Genomic DNA, 18,606 nt, shown 5'->3' on the forward strand with positions numbered 1-18,606 from the left:
TGGTCGCGTACCCTGGTTTCGGTAGGGGAAGCACGGGGTACGATACTTATCAAAGGAGACGGCAAGATGTTAAACCAACTGCGTCTGGATCATGCCAATATGGCGCGCATGCTGCATGTGCTTCAACTCAAGCATAAAACGCTGGCCGAAGGAGAGCGGCCTGACTTTCAACTAATGCGTGAAGTGGTCGACTACATCTTGTCTTACATGGATGGTTTTGCCGCGCCTCTCGAACGAATCTGCGTCGAGCGGCTGCAAGCGCAAGCGACGGAGCATCAGCCGCTGATGACCCAAATGGCCGATGACTACCGTGAGCTAAAGCCTCGCTTGATGCGCCTGTCCCATGATATCGATATGATTCTCATGGACAACATTCTACCCATGGACCGTTTCGCGGACGACCTGAAGTCGTATCTGGAAGCGCACCGCGCCTATCTGCGCCACGAGCGGGAAGGGCTATTCCCCCTGATCGACCAGCACTTCACGTCCGAGGAGCTGGAAGAGCTGCGCCAGGCGCTGCCGGAAGGTGCGGAGAAAGAACTCGAGCGTTTACAGCTGGCCTATCCTGAGCTTTACGCCGAGTTGCGCGGTGCCGAGGTGCCCTCGCTGTAATTCCCGCGGTCTCCCCCTTCAGCGCTGGACGGGGCGTGTTAAACTAGCGCCCCGTTTTGATCAATATCTATGCAAACGTTCATGCAAAGAGGGCAGCGCAGGGTGGGCAACGTATCCCCAATATCGATTGATCGGCTGGGTAACCACTGATGCCCGGCCCCGTACTGGTATTCGACTCGGGGGTGGGTGGGCTCTCCGTGGCTCAGTCGCTGCGTCAGCACTACCCCCACGCCTCGCTGTGTTACGCCTGCGATAATGCCTGGCTTCCTTACGGTCTGCGCGATGACGTGGTACTGGCCAAGCGTATCGTGGACGTTTGCCAGGCCGCCGTGGCCGCCTGCCAGGCCAGCGTGCTGGTGGTGGCGTGTAACACGGCCAGCACGCTGGCGCTGGAAGCGCTGCGTCAGGCGCTGTCGGTGCCGGTGATTGGTACGGTGCCCGCCATCAAGCCCGCCGCGCAGCTCAGCACGACGCGCCATATTGGCCTGCTGGCTACCTCGGCCACGGTCAACCGCCCCTACACCCAAGGATTGATCGAAAGCTTCGCCAGCGACTGCCGCGTCACGCGGCTGGCAGCAGACCCGCTGGTAGTGGAAGCCGAAGCCTGGTTGGCGGGAAAGCCGCTGAACGCCGCTCATATTCAGCAGGCGTTAGCCCCGCTTTGGGAGGCGACCCAGGCGACCCCTGCCCTGGATACCGTGGTATTGGGGTGCACGCACTTTCCGTTGCTGCAGCCGCTGCTGGTGTCACTCTCCCCCGTACCGCTGGCCTGGGTGGACTCTGGAGACGCCATCGCGCGGCGCGTTGGACAGGTAGCCGCCACGCTGATCAGCAGCGTGCCGGATGGCCGTTGTTTTACCACGGCGCCCGCTGCTGCCCTGGCCGATGGCATGGCGCGGTACGGTTTCAGTGCCCCCCAGCTGCTCGCGCTGCCCGACGCTGATTAACGGTGAGCCGCTGCCGCTAAGTTCAATTTTCCAGTCAATAGGAGCCACCTTGGCCATCCCTACCGTCGATCCGGCACGCTACGCCGAACAGCTGGCTGACAAACAAGCCTACGTGGAACAGATGTTCGCGGACTTTGCGCCGCCTGGGCTCGAAGTGTATCCCTCGCCCGCCAGCCATTATCGGCAGCGCTGCGAGTTTCGTATCTGGCATGAAGACGATGATCTGTTCTATGCCATGTTCGAGGTCGACTCTGACAACCCCAAACAGAAGCGGGTCATTCGTCTGGACCAGTTTGCCGTGGCCAGCGAACGCATCAACGAGCTGATGCCGCAGTTGCGGGATGCCTTTCTGGCCAGCGATGTGCTGCGCCGCCGGCTGTTTCAGGTGGAGTTTCTGACCACGCTGTCGGGAGAAGCGCTGGTCACGCTGATTTACCATCGTCCGCTGGACGACGCCTGGGAAGAGCAGGCGCGTGCTCTGGAAGCCGAGCTGGACATCATGATCATTGGCCGTTCGCGCAAACAGCGCCTGGTGCTCAGCCGTGACCACGTCTGGGAGCGCCTGGAGGTGGATGGTCGTACGCTGCACTATCAGCAGGTCGAAAACAGTTTTACCCAGCCCAATGCGCATATCTGCCAAACGATGTTGAGCTGGGCCCGTGAAGTGACGGCCGGACGTCAGCAGGAAGACCTGGTCGAGCTTTATTGCGGAAATGGCAACTTCACCATTGCGCTGGCGGAGAATTTCCGGCGCGTGCTGGCCACGGAAATCTCGCGCACCTCGGTGGCCAGCGCCAATGTCAACCTTGAAGCCAACGGGATCAACAACGCGCACGTGGCGCGCATGTCGGCAGAGGAGTTTGCGCTGGCGCTGAAAGGCGAAAAAGCCGGACGGCGAGTGGCGGAGATGGGGCTGGACGATTACCGTTTCTCCACCGTGCTGGTCGACCCGCCCAGAGCCGGGTTGGACGAGCAGAGCTGCGAACAGCTCAGCGAGTACGCGCAAATCGTCTATATTTCATGCAACCCGGTCACGCTTGCCGACAATTTGGCGCAGCTCACCAAAACCCATCAGATCGAGCGTTTTGCGTTGTTCGACCAGTTTCCGTTTACCCATCACTGTGAGTGCGGGGTGCTGTTGACACGGCGTAGCGCTTGAACGCAAGTGTCATGGGCCGCTTGTCAATAGTGCTTATGATGCACAAGCGGCATACACCATGAATAACATGCCAGATGGTTAGGGTGCTGGACGAGGGTAGCGTAAGCTATCTGGTAGCGTGGCCTAAAGGCCTATTGTCCTTCGTTTTTTTGGCCCAGGTTGTGGCCCCAGGCAGTCGAGGTGATGGATGCATTACGTTGCGATTGAAGAGAGTCGGCGGGATCTTTTGAAGCAGCTACAAGAGCGCCTGGAAGCGCGACTGGAGCCTGCGCGAGCGGCGGATGTCGAAGCCTTCGCGCGCCATTTCTACGCGACGGTGCCGGTCGAGGACCTGATCGACCGTCGTCTTGACGACCTCTATGGGGCCACGCTCTCGATCTGGCAGTTTCTCCAGCATCATGACCGTCAACACCCTAAAGTGCGTATCTTCAACCCCGATTTCGAAGAGCACGGCTGGCAGTCCAACCACACCTTCGTGGCCGTGCTGCATGAAGACATGCCGTTTCTGGTCGACTCGGTACGTATCGAGCTCAATCGGCGCGGATTGACCGTACATGCCATTCAGAACGCAGTGTTTGCGGTTGCCCGCGATGGCCAGCACCAGCTCAAGGTACTGACCTCGCCCAAGGATGAGCATGCCCCCGAGGCCCGCGAATCCTTGATCGTCATCGAGGTGGATCGTCATACCGATCCTGAATCCCTGGCCAATATCGAGCGCAACCTGCACGAAGTGCTGCGCGACGTGCGCACGGCAGTGGGTGATTACGACGCCATGTGCGGGCAGATCACCTCCGCCATCCAGGAGCTGGAAAAGAACTGCCCGCCGCAGATCGACCCCGACGACCACGAAGAAGCGATTGCGTTTCTCGAGTGGCTGTTGAAGGACAACTTCACATTCCTGGGGTATGACGAGTACCTGCTGGAAGGCAGCGAGCTGCAGCGTGATCCCAACAGCGTGTTGGGCGTGTTCCGCCTGGACCAGCCCCGCTACCGGGAGCGCATTCGCACCGAAGAGGGGGTGGATGAGCACAATGACTACGTGCTGGTGCCGCAGCTGCTCTCGTTTGCCAAGAGCGCCCATCACTCTCGCGTGCATCGTCCTACGTACCCCGACTACATCACCGTGGACCGCTACGATGATGATGGCAACGTGATCGGCGAGCGTCGCTTCTTTGGTCTGTTCACCGCGACCGTCTATAACGAGTCGCCGCGCAACATTCCGCTACTGCGTCGCAAGCTGAAAGCCGTGACCGACATCGCCGGGTTCAACCCTCAGGGCCACAATGGCAAGCAGCTGCTGCAGGTGCTGGAAGTGTACCCGCGGGATGATCTGTTCCAGATCGGCACCGACGAGCTGGCCACTACCTCACTGGGCATCTTGAACATCCGTGAGCGCCGTCAGGTACGCCTGTTCATCCGCGCCGATGTCAGCGGCAAGTTCTACTCCTGCCTGGTCTTCGTGCCCCGCGACGTGTTCTCGACCGACCTGCGCCAGCGTATTCAGAACATGCTGTGCGACGAGCTGGATGCGCACTTTGGCGATTTCAACACTTACCTCTCCGAATCGGTGCTGGCGCGTATTCAGCTGATCCTGCGCTTCAATGGCGACACGCCCAGCCAGTACGACCTGAAGCGTCTGGAGGGCAAAGTGGCACGGCTGTCGCGCAGCTGGCGTGACGACCTGCACGCGGCCATGATCGAAGGGTTTGGAGAAGAGCGCGCCAACCACCTGCTGGATAACTTCCACGATGCCTTCTCGGCCAGCTACCGCGAAGACTTCAACGCCCGCACGGCGGTATTCGACATTCAGCACCTGCTGAATTTGGACAATGGCGACACCCTTTCGCTCTCCCTGTATCGTCCGCTGGAAGAGCAGGCAGGGGGCATGAACCTGAAGCTGTTCCATCGCGAATCGCAGATCCCGCTCTCGGACGTGCTGCCGATGATGGAGAATCTCGGCCTGCGGGTGATCGGCGAGCGCCCCTACGACATCAACGCGCCTCAGCAGCGCTACTGGATACACGACTTCGAGCTGGAGCATAGTCAGGGCGCCAATCTGGGCGACATGCGCGACACGTTCAGCGAAGCGTTCAAGCGTATCTGGGCCGGCGAGGCCGATAACGATGCCTTCAATCGCCTGATCGTCGGGGCCGGTCTGGACTGGCGGGAAGTGGCCATGCTGCGCGGCTACGCGCGTTACCTGAAGCAGATTCGCTTTGGCATGTCCCAGGATTACATTGCCGCCACGTTGGCCAACTATCCGGTGATCACCCAGACGCTGGTAGAGCTGTTCCGCCTGCGCTTCGACCCGGTCCAACAGCAGCCCGGCCAGACCGACGACTGTCTGGCGCGTCTGAACGAGCACCTGGAAGGCGTTGCCAGTCTCAATGACGACCAGCTGCTGCGCCGTTTCATGGAGCTGATCCAGGCCACGCTGCGCACCAACTATTATCAGAAGACCGACGATGGCCGCTTCAAGGATTACATTGCCTACAAGCTGGAGCCGTCGAAAGTGACCGGTATGCCCAAGCCGCGTCCGGCCTACGAGATTTTCGTCTGCTCGCCCCGTGTCGAAGGCGTGCACCTGCGAGGTGGCAAGGTGGCGCGCGGTGGCCTGCGCTGGTCGGATCGTCTGGAAGATTTCCGTACCGAAGTGCTGGGACTGGTCAAGGCGCAGCAGGTGAAGAACGCGGTCATCGTGCCGGTAGGCGCCAAGGGCGGCTTCGTGTGCAAACGCATGCCTGAAAATGCCGACCGTGAAACCCAGCAGAAAGAGGGCATTGCCTGCTACCAGATCTTTATTCGGGCGCTGCTGGACGTCACCGATAATCTGGTCGCAGGAGAGGTCGTGCCGCCGAAGAACGTGGTGCGCCACGATGACGACGACACCTACCTGGTGGTGGCTGCCGACAAGGGCACCGCAACGTTCTCGGATATCGCCAACGCCATTTCCGTCGAGTATGGCCACTGGCTGGGGGATGCGTTCGCCTCGGGCGGCGCCAACGGCTACGACCACAAGAAAATGGCGATCACCGCACGGGGCGCCTGGGAGTCGGTCAAGCGCCACTTCCGCAACCTGGGCGTGAACACCCAGCAGGACCTGTTTACCGTGGTGGGCATCGGTGACATGGCGGGGGACGTGTTCGGCAACGGCATGCTGCTGTCGGACAAGATCCAACTGGTGGGGGCGTTCAACCACCTGCATATCTTCGTCGACCCCAACCCTGATGCGGCAGCGGCGTTTGCCGAGCGTCAACGGCTGTTCGACCTGCCGCGCTCCAGCTGGGAAGATTACAGCGCCGAGCTGATCTCTCAAGGGGGCGGGGTGTTCAGCCGCAGTGCCAAATCCATCGCCATCAGCCCGGAAATGCAGCAGGTGTTCGGAATCACCGAGGCGCGCCTGTCGCCCAATGATCTGATTCGCGCCATGCTCAAGGCCCAGGTCGACCTGATCTGGAACGGCGGTATCGGCACCTACGTGAAAAGCGCCGATGAAACCGATGCCGACGTGGGCGACAAGGCCAACGATGCGCTGCGTATCAACGGCAAGGAGCTGAACTGCCGAGTCGTGGGAGAAGGCGGTAACCTGGGTCTCACCCAGCGTGGCCGGATGGAAGCAGCCGCCAACGGCGTGCGGGTGTACACCGACTTCATCGACAATGCCGGGGGCGTCAACTGCTCCGACCATGAGGTCAATATCAAGATATTGATCGACGAAGTGGTCAAGCGTGGCGACATGACCGACAAGCAGCGCAACCAGCTGCTGGCCGACATGACCGACGAAGTGGCCAACCTGGTCATTCTGGACAACTATCGCCAGACCCAGGCGCTGGACCTGTCGGAAATTCTTTCCCATCAGGGCATGGGGCCGTATCGCCGCTTCATCAGCGAACTGGAAGCCGCTGGGCAGATCGACCGCGAGCTGGAGTTCCTGCCCACCGACGAGGTGCTCAAGGAGCGTGCCAGCAGCGACCAGGGCATGCGCTTGCCGGAACTCTCGGTGCTGATCTCCTACGCCAAGAGCACCTTGAAGGGTGATTTGATCAACTCCGAGGTGCCCGACGACCCCTACATCCACCGCCATCTCGAGCGGCTCTTCCCGGCGGTGCTCACCGAGCGCTACCAGGGCGAGATGTACGAGCACCGCCTGAAGCGTGAGATCGTGGCCACTCAGGTCGCCAACGACCTGGTCGACCACATGGGCATCGTCTTTGTGCGCCGCTTGATGGACTCCACCGGCGCCGGCCGGGCCGATATTGCCCGGGCCTACGTGGTCGCCCGCGATGCCTTCAACCTGGCGGACCTGTGGGCGCAAATCGAAGCGCTGGACAATCAGGTCTCCAGCCGGGTGCAGTACTCCATGATGCTGGATCTGATGCGCCTGGTACGTCGTGCCACCCGCTGGTTCCTGCGTCAGCATCTGGGGCTGTCGACCCAGGACACCATCGAGTACTTCGGACCGCGTCTGGCGCAGCTGCAGGAGAGCATCGGTGAGCTGCTCAGCGGTGAAGAGCAGCAGGAGTGGCAAGCGCGCTGTGACGAGCTGGAGCAAGCCGGGGTACCGGAGTCCCTGGCCGCCACGGTGGCTGCGGCACCGCGCCTGTACGCCAGCCTGGGGATCATTCAGGCTGCCCGCTTGACCAACGAGAAGCCCCAGCGGGTGGCGGAAGTCTTCCACGAGATTGGCAGCCGTCTGGAGCTACCGTGGATGATCCAGCAGGTCACCCAGCTGGAAGTGCGCGATGCCTGGCAGGCACAGGCCCGTGAAACCTTCCGTGACGATATCGATCGCCAGCAGCTGGCGCTGACCACCAGCGTATTGAAACTGGAAGCGGGCAGCCGCGACACCCAGGAGCGCGTGGCTCAGTGGCTGGAGCAGCACGCCGAGTTGCATCGTCGCTGGTGCCGCTTGATCGAAGAGGTGCGTAGCGGCAGCGAAGGCGGTTTTGCCCTGTTTGCGGTCGCCGTCCGTGAGCTGGTGGACCTGGCCGAGAGCGACAGCGAAGCCTGACGCCTGACGAAAGGCCCACTCAAGGCCGCGCCCTGGTTCACCAGGGCGCGGCCTTTTCATTCTGCCTCGCTGGGCCAAGTGCGTTATACTGCGGCCGCCTCGCCAACAGCCCATCGCCCAGGAGTGTCTCGCTGATGTATACCCTTGCCCGCTCGCTCATGTTCCGCCTGGATGCGGAAACGTCCCACGGTCTGGCGCTTGGCGCGCTGGATACGCTGCACCGAGTCGGTGGCGTGAAGCGGCTGTATGGCGAGCCGGTCAGCGACCCGGTCGAGCTGATGGGGCTGCGCTTTGCCAATCGCGTCGGCCTGGCAGCCGGTCTGGACAAGAATGCCGATCACCTGGATGCCCTGGGTGAGCTGGGCTTTGGTTTCGTGGAAGTGGGCACTGTCACGCCGAAAGCGCAGCCGGGCAACCCCAGGCCGCGTCTGTTTCGCCTGGCCGAACACGGGGCCATCATCAACCGCTTCGGTTTCAACAACAAGGGCGTCGAGCACCTGGTGGCACAGGTCAAGAAGCGCCACTACGGCGGTATCGTAGGCATCAACATCGGCAAGAATTTGACCACCTCGGTGGAGCAGGCGCTGGATGACTATCTGCTGTGTCTCGACGCCGTGCATGGGGTGGCCGATTATATCGCGGTCAATATCTCGTCGCCCAACACGCCGGGGCTGCGCACGCTGCAGTTCGGCGAGCAGTTGGATGCCCTGCTGGGGCCGATTCGTGCCCGCAGCCAGGCGCTGGACAACGCGCTGGGCCGCAAGGTGCCGCTGCTGGTGAAGATCGCCCCCGACATGAACGCAGAGGAAGTGGCGCTGGTGGCGGGCAGTATTTCTCGCAATGGGCTGGATGGCGTGATTGCCACCAATACCACGGTGTCTCGTGAGGCCGTTCAGCAGGACCCCCAGGCGCAGGAAGCCGGTGGGTTATCGGGCCGACCGGTGTTCGAGGCTTCCAATACGGTCATCCGGCTGCTGCGTGCCGAACTGCCTGACCTGCCGATCATTGGCGTGGGCGGCATCGACAGCGCGTCGGCAGCGCAAGCGAAAATCGAGGCAGGTGCCGACCTGGTGCAACTCTATTCAGGCTTGATTTATCAGGGGCCGACGCTGGTGAAACAGTGTGCCGAGGCGCTCAAGGAGCAGGCTTCTGCCCACTAATAGGGAAGGCGCGGGGGATAGGTGGGCAATAAAGGGGTGGGCAATAAAGGGGTAGGCAATAAAAAGCCCGCTGGCGAGCGGGCTCCGTACTCCAAATGTCCGTGTAAAAGGTAAATAAATCAGGTCATGACCATGGGGTTTTTATGGATGCCGGAAACGCCGACCATGCCATCCCACTGGTCTCCGCGACCTTCACGCCAACCGCTCATCCAGTATTCGCGTAAATTGACATCTTGACTGGGGCAATCATCACGGGAGCGACCCGTAACACCCGCTTTATAGCCGTGAACATAAGCCCGCTGGAAGCGATCACGTTTTTGTCGTTTCATTGGCTAACCTCTTTTCACGAAAACCTTTGATAAGAAGCAAACAGCCAGCAATTGGGCAGCTCATTATTCACCGAGCTCCTTTCAAGCGTCATCACGACGCCGACCATTGCTGCCAACTCTGCTTCGAGAGGTGACTTCAAGTCCAAGAGTGAGTCTTCGCCAGTACCTTGGTGTCTAGCACTCACGTGCTGAACAGGTAAAGCCGCTGACTCGACAAGCCGTGGGTCGTTACAGGAGTCTCCTTGCGGAAGTGCACAGTAATGACCCAGACAAGCAACGCATGCGTTTTTAGTAGCTACCCTTTTATTGATAGACCATCATGGGGTCACTTGTCGACCATCAAATTGTCATAAGACGTAAACTCATTTGACATATACAGGAATATCGCGCGGTGACGCGCGGCGAAGAACATGACCGAGCTGAGCCAAACACCCTCTTTGAATCTGCTGGCCACCTGCCCCAAAGGCATCGAAGGCCTGCTGGCAGACGAGCTGCAAGCGCTAGGCGCCGAGCCTGGTAAAACCACCGTGGCCGGTGTCTATTTCACTGCCGACCAGGCCACCGCCTATCGGGTCTGCCTGTGGTCGCGACTAGCCAACCGCGTCATTCTGCTGCTGGCCCGGGAAAGCATGATCGAGACCGCCGAGCAGGTGCGCGATGTGGTAGCACGCATTGCCTGGCGTCAGCATCTGGCACCAGGACGCACCCTGGCGGTGGATTTTCATGGCCGCAGTGAGCACATTCGCCACACCCGGTTTGGCGCGCAAACCGTCAAGGACGGGGTGGTGGACTCGCTACAGCTCTCGGGGCAGGAGCGCCCCAATGTGGATACCAAAACGCCAGACCTGCGCCTTTATGCGCACCTGCATCGCGCCAACCTGAGCCTGGGTATTGACCTCTCCGGTGAGAGCCTTCACCGGCGCGGCTACCGGCGTGACGTCGGGCATGCGCCGCTCAAGGAGAACCTGGCCGCTGCCTTGCTGGTACGTGCAGGCTGGCCCGAGCGCGCCAGGGCTGGCGAGCCTTTGCTAGACCCTTTGTGCGGGGCTGGCACTCTGCTGATCGAGGCCGCGTTGATGGCCGCCGACCAGGCCCCCAACCTCAACCGTGAGCGTTTCGGCTTTCATGGCTGGGCGGGGCATGAGCCTGCGCTCTGGAGTGAGTTCAAGCGCGAAGCCGAAGCGCGGGCGTCAATTGGCCGCAAGCGCTGCAGGAACCCACTGGTCGGCTTCGACCAAAGCCCTGCAGCGCTGAGTGCCGCCAAGTCGAACGCCATGCGTGCGGGCATTCCTGCGCTGATCAGTCTGCATGGCCAAAGCCTGGCCCAGCTCACTCGCCCCGCCGACCTCACCGCCGAGCAGGGCCTGTTGATCACCAACCCGCCCTACGGCGAGCGTTTGGGCGAATTGCCGGAACTGGTCAGGCTCTATGCCCAGCTGGGGGAAAAGGCCAAGGCGCTGTTCCCCGGCTGGATGCTGGCGCTGTTCACCGGCAATCCGGACCTGGGGCATCGCTTGGGGCTGCGCGCCCATAAGCAGTATGCGCTGAAGAATGGTGCGCTGGATGCCAAGCTGCTGATGATGCAGATCGGCGCAGCCAGACAGCCCGCCGCGCCCACCAATCCCGCCACGGCAGAGGCCCCGGCGCCGGAACGGCCTGCCAAGCCAGCGGTGTCGGAAAATGCCCAGATGTTTGCCAACCGCTTGGCAAAGAACCAGAAACGCCTGAAAAAGTGGCTCAAGCAGAGCGGTGAAACCTGCTATCGCCTCTACGATGCCGATATGCCGGAGTATGCGCTGGCCATCGACCGCTATGGCGACCGCGTTCACGTGCAGGAGTATGCCGCGCCGGGCTCCGTGAACCCTGCTCAGGCACAAAAGCGGCTGTTCGACGCGCTGGAAGTGCTGCCTGAGGCGCTGGACGTGGACCCCAGCAAGATTTATGTGAAGCGTCGTGAGCGGCAAACCGGCGCCGCCCAGTACCAGAAGCGCGATGCCAGCGGCGAGCGTTTCGAAGTGCGTGAGGGGAGTGCGCGGCTGTGGGTCAACCTGCGCGACTACCTGGACACCGGGCTGTTTCTCGACCACCGCCCCGTACGGCGTATGCTGGGCGACATGGCCAGCGGCAAGCGCTTCCTGAACCTGTTCTGCTACACCGCCACGGCCACCGTACAGGCCGCGCTAGGCGGGGCCAGCGACAGCGTCAGCGTCGACATGTCCAACACCTACCTGGAGTGGGCCAGAGACAACTTCAGCCTGAATCAACTGGATCACCGACGGCACCGGGTGGTCAGGGACGACTGCTTCCGCTGGCTGGAAACGGCCAATGCCGATTTCGATCTGATCTTCATGGACCCGCCGACGTTCTCGAACTCCAAGAAGATGCGCGATACGCTGGACATCCAGCGGGATCACCCAAGGCTGGTCGAGCTGGCCATGGCGCGCCTGGCGCCGGGTGGCGTGCTGGTGTTCTCGAATAACCAGCGGCGTTTCAAACTGGACGACGCGCTGGTGCAGCGTTACGCAGTGGAGGAGATCACCGCGCGCACCTTCGACCCGGATTTCCAGCGTCGCACCAACCTGCATCACGTCTTTTTGATCAAGAGCCGAGCCGATGATTAAACTCTCCATCTACACCACTCTGGGCTGCCACCTGTGCGCTCAACTCGAAGCGCTGGTGACCACCCTGGCCAACCAGCCAGTGGACTTGCGACGTATCGAAATCAGCGAAGACGACGCGCTGGTCGAGCGCTACGGCGTGCGTATACCGGTGTTGCTGGATGAGCAGGGGGAAGAGCTGGACCGTGGCTTTGATCTGGTGCGGCTGAGCCAATGGCTGGAGCAGCGAGGCTGGCTGGACGAAGCGGCGCTGGCGTCCCTGACCAACCCGCCTGCCCCGACGCCCCCGGTGGGGGTGCACCAGCGTAATGGGCGTCGGTTTCTGGGGTAGGCGTGCCTACAGCACATTCAGCAGCGACAGCTGGCGCATGGCCTCTTGGCCTTCGGGGGTGTGGTCGGCGGCTTCCAGGACCTTGCGAAAGCCTCGCGAGGTCTGGATGGTGGACTCGTCCTCCAGCCACATCTGTGCCTGCGCCAGGGTGTCGGCCAACTGATGTTTCAGCCCGCCAAACTGGGTGCCGATCTGCCCCCAGGCGCGGCTGAAAATCCAGTCGCCGAACATATCCTGGTGAATGTGCACCAACACATAGTCATGGTCGGTTTCCCAGCGTACGATCACACCCATCTCCTTAACGCCATCATGTTCACGCCTGCACAGCAAGCCGTTGCGGGCGTATTGTAAAGCCCGGAAATCAAAACGCCTATGAAACTTGTCATCGATGCCAACATCCCCGCCGCCGACGCGTGCTTTGGTGGGCTGGGCACCTTGCACCGCCTGCCCGGGCGCGAGATTCGCGCGGCCGACGTGGCCGATGCCGACGCGCTCATCGTGCGCTCCATCACCCGGGTCGATGAGGCCTTGCTGGCCAACAGCCGTGTTGCTTTCGTCGGCACCTGCACCATCGGCACCGATCATATCGACTTGAACTACCTCTCAGCCCAGGGCATCGGGTTTGCCAGTGCGCCTGGCTGTAATGCCGACGCCGTGGTGGACTATGTGCTCAGCAGCCTGTTGACCGTGAGCGAGCGGGAAGGGTGGCCGCTGCTGTCGCGCCGTGTGGGAGTCGTCGGGGCCGGTAACGTCGGCAGCCGCTTGCTGACGCGGCTGAGTGCACTGGGCATGGAAGTGCTGGTATGTGACCCGCCCCGCGCCGAGCAGGAAGGGCCTGAGGGCTTCGTAGACCTGGATACCCTGATCGAGCAATGCGATGTCATTTGCCTACATACGCCGCTGGTCAAGCACGGCCCCCACGCAACGTACCATTTGTTGAACGCCGAGCGGCTCCAGGAACTGGCCCCGCAAACGGTACTGCTCAACGCCGGGCGCGGGGACTGCATCGATGGGCTGGCACTGCGCAGCCGCCTGGCAGGCAAGGGCGACATCTCTGCCATTCTCGATGTGTGGGAGGAGGAGCCTGGCATCGATGCCGGCCTGAGGGATCTGGTGGCCTTGGCAACCCCGCACATTGCCGGCCACAGCCTGGACGGCAAGCTGCGCGGCACCTGGATGATTCAGCAGGCGCTGGCGGCACATGAAGGCCGCCCCTCCGGCCTGGCATTCAGTGACTTGTGCCCGCCCCCGGTGCTGGCCTCGCTGACCCTCTCACAGGCACTGCCCGTTGAAGAGGCACTGCGGCTATGTATCCGAGCGGTGTATGACGTGCGCCGTGACCACGACACGCTGCAGCGTAACGTGATGCAGCAAGGGGTTGCCAAGGGGTTCGATCACTGCCGCGCCCATTACCCGCTGCGTCGCGAGTTTGCCACGCTGAGTGTGCTGTTGAAAGAAGATGCCCAGCCACTGTGTGCGCCTTTGGAAGCTGCCGGTTTTCAAGTCCAGCTCGGCTGAAAAGAGCTGGATACAAAACGCATAAGGCCCGCGATGCGGGCCTTATGGTAGCGACTGCCGTTAAGTGACGGTTAGCATCACTGACGGTAGGCGGCTTCTTTCAGGGCGCGAATGCGGTCGTCCAGCGGTGGGTGGCTGGCGAACATGCGCTCCACCAGCGAGCGGGTCTGGCCTTTGGTGATGGCCATGGCGCGCATCTGGTCGGGCATCTGGTCGGGCATTTCGGTTTCGGCCTTCAGGCGCGCCAAGGCGTTGACCATGGCGCCGGTGCCCGCCAAGCGTGCACCCGCTTCGTCGGCGCGGTATTCGCGGTAGCGCGAGAACCACGCCACGATGGCCGACGCAAGGATGCCAAACACGATCTCGGCAATCATGACCACCGCAAAATACCCCATGAAGCCCAGGCCGCCTTCACCGTCGCTGCGGCTTTTCAGGAAGGTGTCGATCAAGTGGGCGACGGCACGGGCAAAGAACATCACGAAGGTGTTCACCACGCCCTGGATCAGTGCCAGGGTGACCATGTCGCCGTTGGCCACGTGGCCAATCTCGTGGGCCAGTACCGCGCGGACCTCTTCGGGGCGCATGCGGTTGAGCAGGCCCGCCGAGACGGCTACCAGCGAGTCGTTCTTGTTCCAGCCGGTAGCAAATGCATTGGACTGCTGGGCCGGGAAAATGCCCACTTCGGGGGTCTTGATCCCGGCTTCACGGGAAAGCTCGGCCACGGTGTCCACCAGCCACTTTTCGGTGGCGTTGGAGGGCGTTTCGATGATCACCGTGCCCGTGGAGCGCTTGGCCAGCCATTTGGACATGAACAGCGAGATGATCGAGCCCGCCATGCCGACGATGAAGCAGAACAGCAGTAGGCCAGTGAAGTTGATTCCCTGGCTGCGCAGATAGCCCTCGACGCCGAACAGGCGCAGCGTAAAGCTGGCCACCAGTACGACGGCGAGGTTGGTCGCCAGAAACAGCATAATTCGCATCATGGGTGGGTTTCTCCCTTCAGGTTTATAGCGGGGTCTTGCTGGAATATGGCTTAGATGCGTGCCCGTCGCTACAATTTCAAGTAGCTGTTTTTAATGCTGTAGCGACGGACATGAAGACTGAAATAACTACTGCCGATAGCGTGACAGGAAATTGGCAAAGCGATCCAGTGCGTCGCCCAGCTGGTCGGCCCAGGGCAGCGTCACGATGCGCACGTGGTCCGGGTCTGGCCAGTTGAAGGCCGTGCCTTGCACCAGCAGGATCTTTTCTTGCAATAACAGGTCCAGCACCAGCTGCTGGTCATTCTTGATATTGAAGACCTTGGGGTCCAGGCGCGGAAACGCGTAGAGCGCCCCTTTGGGTGTTACGCAGGAGACACCGGGAATGGCGTTGAGCTTCTCGATGGTGATGTCCCGCTGCGCCAGCAGGCGCCCGCCAGGCAGGATCAGGTCATTGATGGACTGGTAGCCGCCCAGCGCCGTTTGAATGGCGTGCTGGGCAGGTACGTTGGCGCACAGCCGCATGGAGGCCAGCATGGTCAGGCCCTGAATGAAATCCTTGGCCCGCTGTTTGGCCAGCGTGCCGGAAATGGTCATCCAGCCGGAGCGAAAACCAGCGCAGCGGTAGCTCTTGGAAAGCCCGTTCATGGTGATGACCAGTTGATCGTCGTCGGCCAGCGCCCCCGTGGCGGTGTGCTCGACCCTGTCGTAGAGAATCTTGTCGTAGATCTCGTCGGAGAATACCACCAGATTGTGCTGTTTGGCGATCTCGAGGACTTCCCGCACCACTTCCGGAGAGTACACTGCCCCGGTGGGGTTGTTGGGGTTGATGATGACGATGGCCCGGGTACGGCTGGTGACCTTGGCACGAATGTCGGCCATGTCCGGCGCCCAGTCGGCCTGCTCGTCGCACAGATAGTGAACGCCGTGGCCGCCCGACAGGTGGGCAGCAGCGGTCCATAGCGGGTAGTCCGGTGCCGGGATCAGTACTTCATCGCCATCGTTGAGCAGCGCCTGCATGGCCATGACGATCAGCTCGGACACGCCGTTGCCGATATAGATATCTTCGATACCGACGCCGGGGATCTGCTTGCGCTGGCACTCCTGCATGATGGCCTTGCGCGCAGAGTAGAGCCCTTTCGAATCACAGTAGCCCTGGGCGGTGGGCAGGTTGCGCATGACGTCCTGGAGAATCTCTTCCGGTGCCTCGAAACCAAAGGGGGCCGGATTGCCAATGTTGAGCTTGAGAATCCGCTGGCCTTCCTCTTCCAGGCGCTTGGCATGGTCGAGAACCGGGCCGCGAATGTCATAGCAGACATTGTGCAGTTTATGGGACTTCTTGAGCGTGTGTGATTCGTTAGGCTGCGCGGTGTCCATGGGGTGCGTTATCCAAAAGTGTCCATTGCCGTGGGAGTGACTGATTATTCGCCCATTATGCGTTGCTTGATGGCGAGCTGTCTTGGTCGATTTGCTCCACGGGCGGTGGAATGTCCTCGGGGGTTTCCAGCGTCAGCCTGCCCACCTTGCCGTCGCGCAGTTCATGCAGCAGCACTTCGGCGCCCCGGTGCAGGTCCACGGCGCCGCCAGGGCGCAAACCACCGCGCTTGCTGGCAATTTCGGTGAGGATGGCGTGGCCATCGAACCCGGCAATGGCCATAAAGTCGGGCTTCTGGGGGCCATCGGCATCGACCTCTGCCTGAGGGGTGGCAGGGGCTTCATAGCGGGGCAGCGCCTTGAGCTTGTAGCGGGCCGTCAGCGCGTCGGGGTAGCGTTTGGCGAGTTCGGCACAGGCCACCATGGCCACATCGGTATACTCGATGGCCGTGTCGCGAATGGCACCGCTGGCCGCCAGCCGGTAGGCACTGGCCTGATCCTCGATTTTGGGCCACAGCACACCAGGCGTATCGATCAGTGCCACGCGGCCATCGATGCGTACCTTTTGCTGGCGCTTGGTCACGGCGGGCTCGTTACCGGTCTTGGCGATCTTGCGTCCTGCCAGGCCGTTGATCAGCGTCGACTTGCCGACGTTGGGAATCCCCATGACCATCACACGAACATCACGGTCGGCACGCACCGCACCGGCCAGCTCATGGCAAAGCCGGGGAATGCGCTTCAGTTCCCGGGTGTTGGTGGTGGTGATGGCCAGCGCCCGTGTGTCGGCTTGGGCATCGAAAAACGCGACCCACTCGTCGGTACGCGCAGGGTCGGCCAGGTCGGCACGCGACAGAATCTTGAGGACCGGCTTGTGGCGGGTCAGCTCGGCCAGCATCGGGTTGGCGCTGGAGTAGGGGAGCCGCGCATCGAGCACTTCGATCACGACATCGATTTCCGGCAGCGCGTCCTTGATCTGGCGGCGGGCCTTGTTCATGTGTCCTGGGAACCAGCCGAGCATGGGGATCTCCTGCAAGCACTAACATTCGGCATAAAAAAGCGGGCCGCCATTCTAACAGATGGTGCCCGCCTTGCTGCGCTTCGTTTGGGATCAATTATTCGTCGGGGTGAAACTCCAAAGAGACCGAGTTGATGCAGTAGCGCAGGCCCGTCGTTTGCGGGGGGCCGTCGGGAAACACGTGTCCCAGGTGGGCATCGCAGTGGGAACACACCACTTCGGTGCGAATCATGCCGTGGGAAGTATCGCGATGCTCTTCCACGCAGCGGATGCCCAGTGGCCTGTCGAAGCTTGGCCAGCCACAGCCTGCATCGAACTTGTGTTCGTTCTCGAACAGCGGCGCATGACAGCAGACGCAGTGGTAGATGCCCTGGGCATCGCTCACTTGATAGTCACCGGTAAACGGACGCTCGGTACCCTTCTCCCGGGCGACGCGGTACTGCTCCGGGGTCAACTGCTGGCGCCATTCTTCAGGGGATTTCGCTATTTTCGCCATGGGGCTCTCCTCTCCCTCCGGTTGCTGATAAGCAGAGGCTTATGGGGCAGGCAGGATACCACCGTTATGCCTGACGCTATACCAGTGACAATGGCAGCCCTGCTCAGGTTCAGCATGTGCGAAAGTGGGCGATAGCGCCAGTACCGGGCCTAAACGCTGGCGGCGCCGCCGCAAACATGGTGCTCACGGATTCACCGAGGATCTCCGCCAGCAGAATCAGCACCAGGCTAGGGAGGATGATTTGCCCCAGCGTGTCCGACGCACAAATCATGCCGGTGGCCAGGCCTTGTAGTGCCAATAGAAGAAACCCCAGAGGGATGAGCGATTTCAGCAACCAGCGGAAGGGCAGGCCGCCTGGGTTGGGTGAGGTTTCGTTACGCAGATATGACTGCTCTACCCAGGGCAGGGTCAGCCAGGCGATGTAGAGCCCCATGACCAATAGCAGCAGACCGCCGATCACTTTGGTGATGCGCCGAACGATGGCGGGAAAACGCTCGTAAAACACATCCACCCGCACCTGTGCGTACCAGTGAGTCGGCGTTGGCTTCGGTGGCCAGGGTATCCATCGTGGCTTCACGCAGCGCTTCGACCACAGGATCAGTTCTCCTGCTGCAAAGTGCTGAATATTGAGCCGTCCGCCCGACATGGCGTTGATCTTGGCAATCACGTCCCGCGGGCTGCCGGGCCCTTCTACATAGAACGGAGAGCTTGGGCTGTAGGCATTGGTCATTCGCCAGTTGAACTGTTCGCTCGACTGCGCCTTGGCCAAGGAAGGGGCGCCCAACACCAGCCCCGCAGTGGATGTCAGATCTGCCGTGGGGGAGTGTGGTGAGGATGCGCTAATGTCGTGCACTGTTATCGCGCAGGTTGTTGCCCTCAGGCACCTTCGTTGCGCAGGCATAAAACGTTTCGATATCAGAGGGCTTGACAGTAAGAGGTGCGCTGATTAATATACGCGCCACCTCGACGAGGCAATGAAACGTCCCATTCGTCTAGTGGTCCAGGACACCGCCCTTTCACGGCGGGAACAGGGGTTCGAACCCCCTATGGGACGCC

At 61.4% G+C, this 18,606-nt stretch carries 15 protein-coding genes and 1 tRNA gene; 9 read left to right on the forward strand and 7 right to left on the reverse strand.

Features of this window, described 5'->3' with window-relative positions; genetic code table 11:
- The first annotated feature begins 66 nt into the window (after nucleotides 1–66).
- From CWI66_RS06055 to CWI66_RS06075, 5 genes are all read left to right on the forward strand, one after another.
- Nucleotides 67–612: a hemerythrin domain-containing protein gene (locus CWI66_RS06055; protein WP_081195609.1), complete on the forward strand. Its 546-nt coding sequence runs from the start codon at nucleotides 67–69 to the stop codon at nucleotides 610–612.
- Between the two features lie 149 nt (nucleotides 613–761).
- On the forward strand, nucleotides 762–1,559 hold the full coding sequence (gene murI / locus CWI66_RS06060; protein WP_100731195.1) for a glutamate racemase: 798 nt from the start codon (nucleotides 762–764) through the stop codon (nucleotides 1,557–1,559).
- A 49-nt stretch (nucleotides 1,560–1,608) separates the two neighbouring features.
- Nucleotides 1,609–2,718 (forward strand): tRNA (uridine(54)-C5)-methyltransferase TrmA, encoded by a 1,110-nt coding sequence (gene trmA, locus CWI66_RS06065; protein WP_100731196.1) that lies wholly within the window; start codon nucleotides 1,609–1,611, stop codon nucleotides 2,716–2,718.
- Between the two features lie 187 nt (nucleotides 2,719–2,905).
- Entirely contained in the window at nucleotides 2,906–7,729 is a 4,824-nt protein-coding gene (locus CWI66_RS06070) for an NAD-glutamate dehydrogenase (protein ID WP_100731197.1), read from the forward strand.
- Between the two features lie 134 nt (nucleotides 7,730–7,863).
- Nucleotides 7,864–8,889: a quinone-dependent dihydroorotate dehydrogenase gene (locus tag CWI66_RS06075; RefSeq protein ID WP_100731198.1), complete on the forward strand. Its 1,026-nt coding sequence runs from the start codon at nucleotides 7,864–7,866 to the stop codon at nucleotides 8,887–8,889.
- Nucleotides 8,890–9,008: 119 nt separating this feature from the next.
- On the opposite strand, the gene rmf is transcribed toward CWI66_RS06075, so the two are convergent.
- Nucleotides 9,009–9,218, reverse strand: a complete 210-nt coding sequence (gene rmf, locus CWI66_RS06080; RefSeq protein ID WP_016914479.1) for a ribosome modulation factor — start codon at nucleotides 9,216–9,218, stop codon at nucleotides 9,009–9,011.
- 410 nt (nucleotides 9,219–9,628) lie between these two features.
- Here rmf and rlmKL point away from each other — a divergent pair, with 410 nt between their 5' ends.
- Nucleotides 9,629–11,839 (forward strand): bifunctional 23S rRNA (guanine(2069)-N(7))-methyltransferase RlmK/23S rRNA (guanine(2445)-N(2))-methyltransferase RlmL, encoded by a 2,211-nt coding sequence (gene rlmKL / locus CWI66_RS06085; protein ID WP_100731199.1) that lies wholly within the window; start codon nucleotides 9,629–9,631, stop codon nucleotides 11,837–11,839.
- The gene (locus CWI66_RS06090; protein WP_016914477.1) at nucleotides 11,832–12,167 is read left to right on the forward strand and encodes a glutaredoxin family protein; all 336 of its coding nucleotides are present in this window, start codon (nucleotides 11,832–11,834) and stop codon (nucleotides 12,165–12,167) included. The genes rlmKL and CWI66_RS06090 overlap by 8 nt, the downstream gene beginning before the upstream one ends.
- Before the next feature lie 6 nt (nucleotides 12,168–12,173).
- On the opposite strand, the gene CWI66_RS06095 is transcribed toward CWI66_RS06090, so the two are convergent.
- Nucleotides 12,174–12,455, reverse strand: a complete 282-nt coding sequence (locus CWI66_RS06095) for a hypothetical protein (protein WP_026001780.1) — start codon at nucleotides 12,453–12,455, stop codon at nucleotides 12,174–12,176.
- 84 nt (nucleotides 12,456–12,539) lie between these two features.
- Between CWI66_RS06095 and pdxB the strand changes: the two genes are divergently transcribed.
- Complete coding sequence (gene pdxB / locus CWI66_RS06100) at nucleotides 12,540–13,685, forward strand: 4-phosphoerythronate dehydrogenase PdxB (protein WP_100731200.1); 1,146 nt, start codon at nucleotides 12,540–12,542, stop codon at nucleotides 13,683–13,685.
- A 77-nt stretch (nucleotides 13,686–13,762) separates the two neighbouring features.
- Here the strand turns inward: pdxB and htpX are convergent, their stop codons facing one another.
- The 5 genes from htpX to CWI66_RS18310 form a co-directional block, all read right to left on the reverse strand.
- Nucleotides 13,763–14,668: a protease HtpX gene (gene htpX / locus CWI66_RS06105; protein WP_100731201.1), complete on the reverse strand. Its 906-nt coding sequence runs from the start codon at nucleotides 14,666–14,668 to the stop codon at nucleotides 13,763–13,765.
- A gap of 126 nt (nucleotides 14,669–14,794) precedes the next feature.
- The gene (locus CWI66_RS06110) at nucleotides 14,795–16,042 is read right to left on the reverse strand and encodes a pyridoxal phosphate-dependent aminotransferase (RefSeq protein WP_016914473.1); all 1,248 of its coding nucleotides are present in this window, start codon (nucleotides 16,040–16,042) and stop codon (nucleotides 14,795–14,797) included.
- A 55-nt stretch (nucleotides 16,043–16,097) separates the two neighbouring features.
- Nucleotides 16,098–17,057 (reverse strand): ribosome biogenesis GTPase YlqF, encoded by a 960-nt coding sequence (ylqF, locus tag CWI66_RS06115; protein WP_081137518.1) that lies wholly within the window; start codon nucleotides 17,055–17,057, stop codon nucleotides 16,098–16,100.
- A 94-nt stretch (nucleotides 17,058–17,151) separates the two neighbouring features.
- Nucleotides 17,152–17,550, reverse strand: coding sequence for a peptide-methionine (R)-S-oxide reductase MsrB (msrB, locus tag CWI66_RS06120; protein WP_016914471.1), 399 nt, complete (start codon nucleotides 17,548–17,550; stop codon nucleotides 17,152–17,154).
- A 109-nt stretch (nucleotides 17,551–17,659) separates the two neighbouring features.
- On the reverse strand, nucleotides 17,660–18,403 hold the full coding sequence (locus tag CWI66_RS18310; protein WP_232710762.1) for a TRAP transporter small permease subunit: 744 nt from the start codon (nucleotides 18,401–18,403) through the stop codon (nucleotides 17,660–17,662).
- Nucleotides 18,404–18,531: 128 nt separating this feature from the next.
- On the opposite strand from CWI66_RS18310, the gene CWI66_RS06135 reads away from it, so the two are divergent.
- A tRNA-Glu gene (locus CWI66_RS06135) sits at nucleotides 18,532–18,604 on the forward strand.
- The last annotated feature ends 2 nt before the right edge of the window (nucleotides 18,605–18,606 follow it).

The sequence above is a fragment of the Halomonas sp. 141 genome (genome assembly GCF_002810305.1).
Classification (GTDB): domain Bacteria; phylum Pseudomonadota; class Gammaproteobacteria; order Pseudomonadales; family Halomonadaceae; genus Vreelandella; species Vreelandella stevensii.

What these genes read in the sequence shown, in the direction of transcription:
- CWI66_RS06055 (WP_081195609.1), top strand. Translation starts at nt 67, where the DNA reads ATGTTAAACCAACTGCGTCTGGATCATGCCAATATGGCGCGCATGCTG.
- htpX (WP_100731201.1), bottom strand. Translation starts at nt 14,668, where the DNA reads ATGATGCGAATTATGCTGTTTCTGGCGACCAACCTCGCCGTCGTACTG.
- CWI66_RS06110 (WP_016914473.1), bottom strand. Translation starts at nt 16,042, where the DNA reads ATGGACACCGCGCAGCCTAACGAATCACACACGCTCAAGAAGTCCCAT.
- CWI66_RS06075 (WP_100731198.1), top strand. Translation starts at nt 7,864, where the DNA reads ATGTATACCCTTGCCCGCTCGCTCATGTTCCGCCTGGATGCGGAAACG.
- murI (WP_100731195.1), top strand. Translation starts at nt 762, where the DNA reads ATGCCCGGCCCCGTACTGGTATTCGACTCGGGGGTGGGTGGGCTCTCC.
- CWI66_RS06090 (WP_016914477.1), top strand. Translation starts at nt 11,832, where the DNA reads ATGATTAAACTCTCCATCTACACCACTCTGGGCTGCCACCTGTGCGCT.
- CWI66_RS06070 (WP_100731197.1), top strand. Translation starts at nt 2,906, where the DNA reads ATGCATTACGTTGCGATTGAAGAGAGTCGGCGGGATCTTTTGAAGCAG.
- ylqF (WP_081137518.1), bottom strand. Translation starts at nt 17,057, where the DNA reads ATGCTCGGCTGGTTCCCAGGACACATGAACAAGGCCCGCCGCCAGATC.
- rmf (WP_016914479.1), bottom strand. Translation starts at nt 9,218, where the DNA reads ATGAAACGACAAAAACGTGATCGCTTCCAGCGGGCTTATGTTCACGGC.
- rlmKL (WP_100731199.1), top strand. Translation starts at nt 9,629, where the DNA reads ATGACCGAGCTGAGCCAAACACCCTCTTTGAATCTGCTGGCCACCTGC.
- msrB (WP_016914471.1), bottom strand. Translation starts at nt 17,550, where the DNA reads ATGGCGAAAATAGCGAAATCCCCTGAAGAATGGCGCCAGCAGTTGACC.
- pdxB (WP_100731200.1), top strand. Translation starts at nt 12,540, where the DNA reads ATGAAACTTGTCATCGATGCCAACATCCCCGCCGCCGACGCGTGCTTT.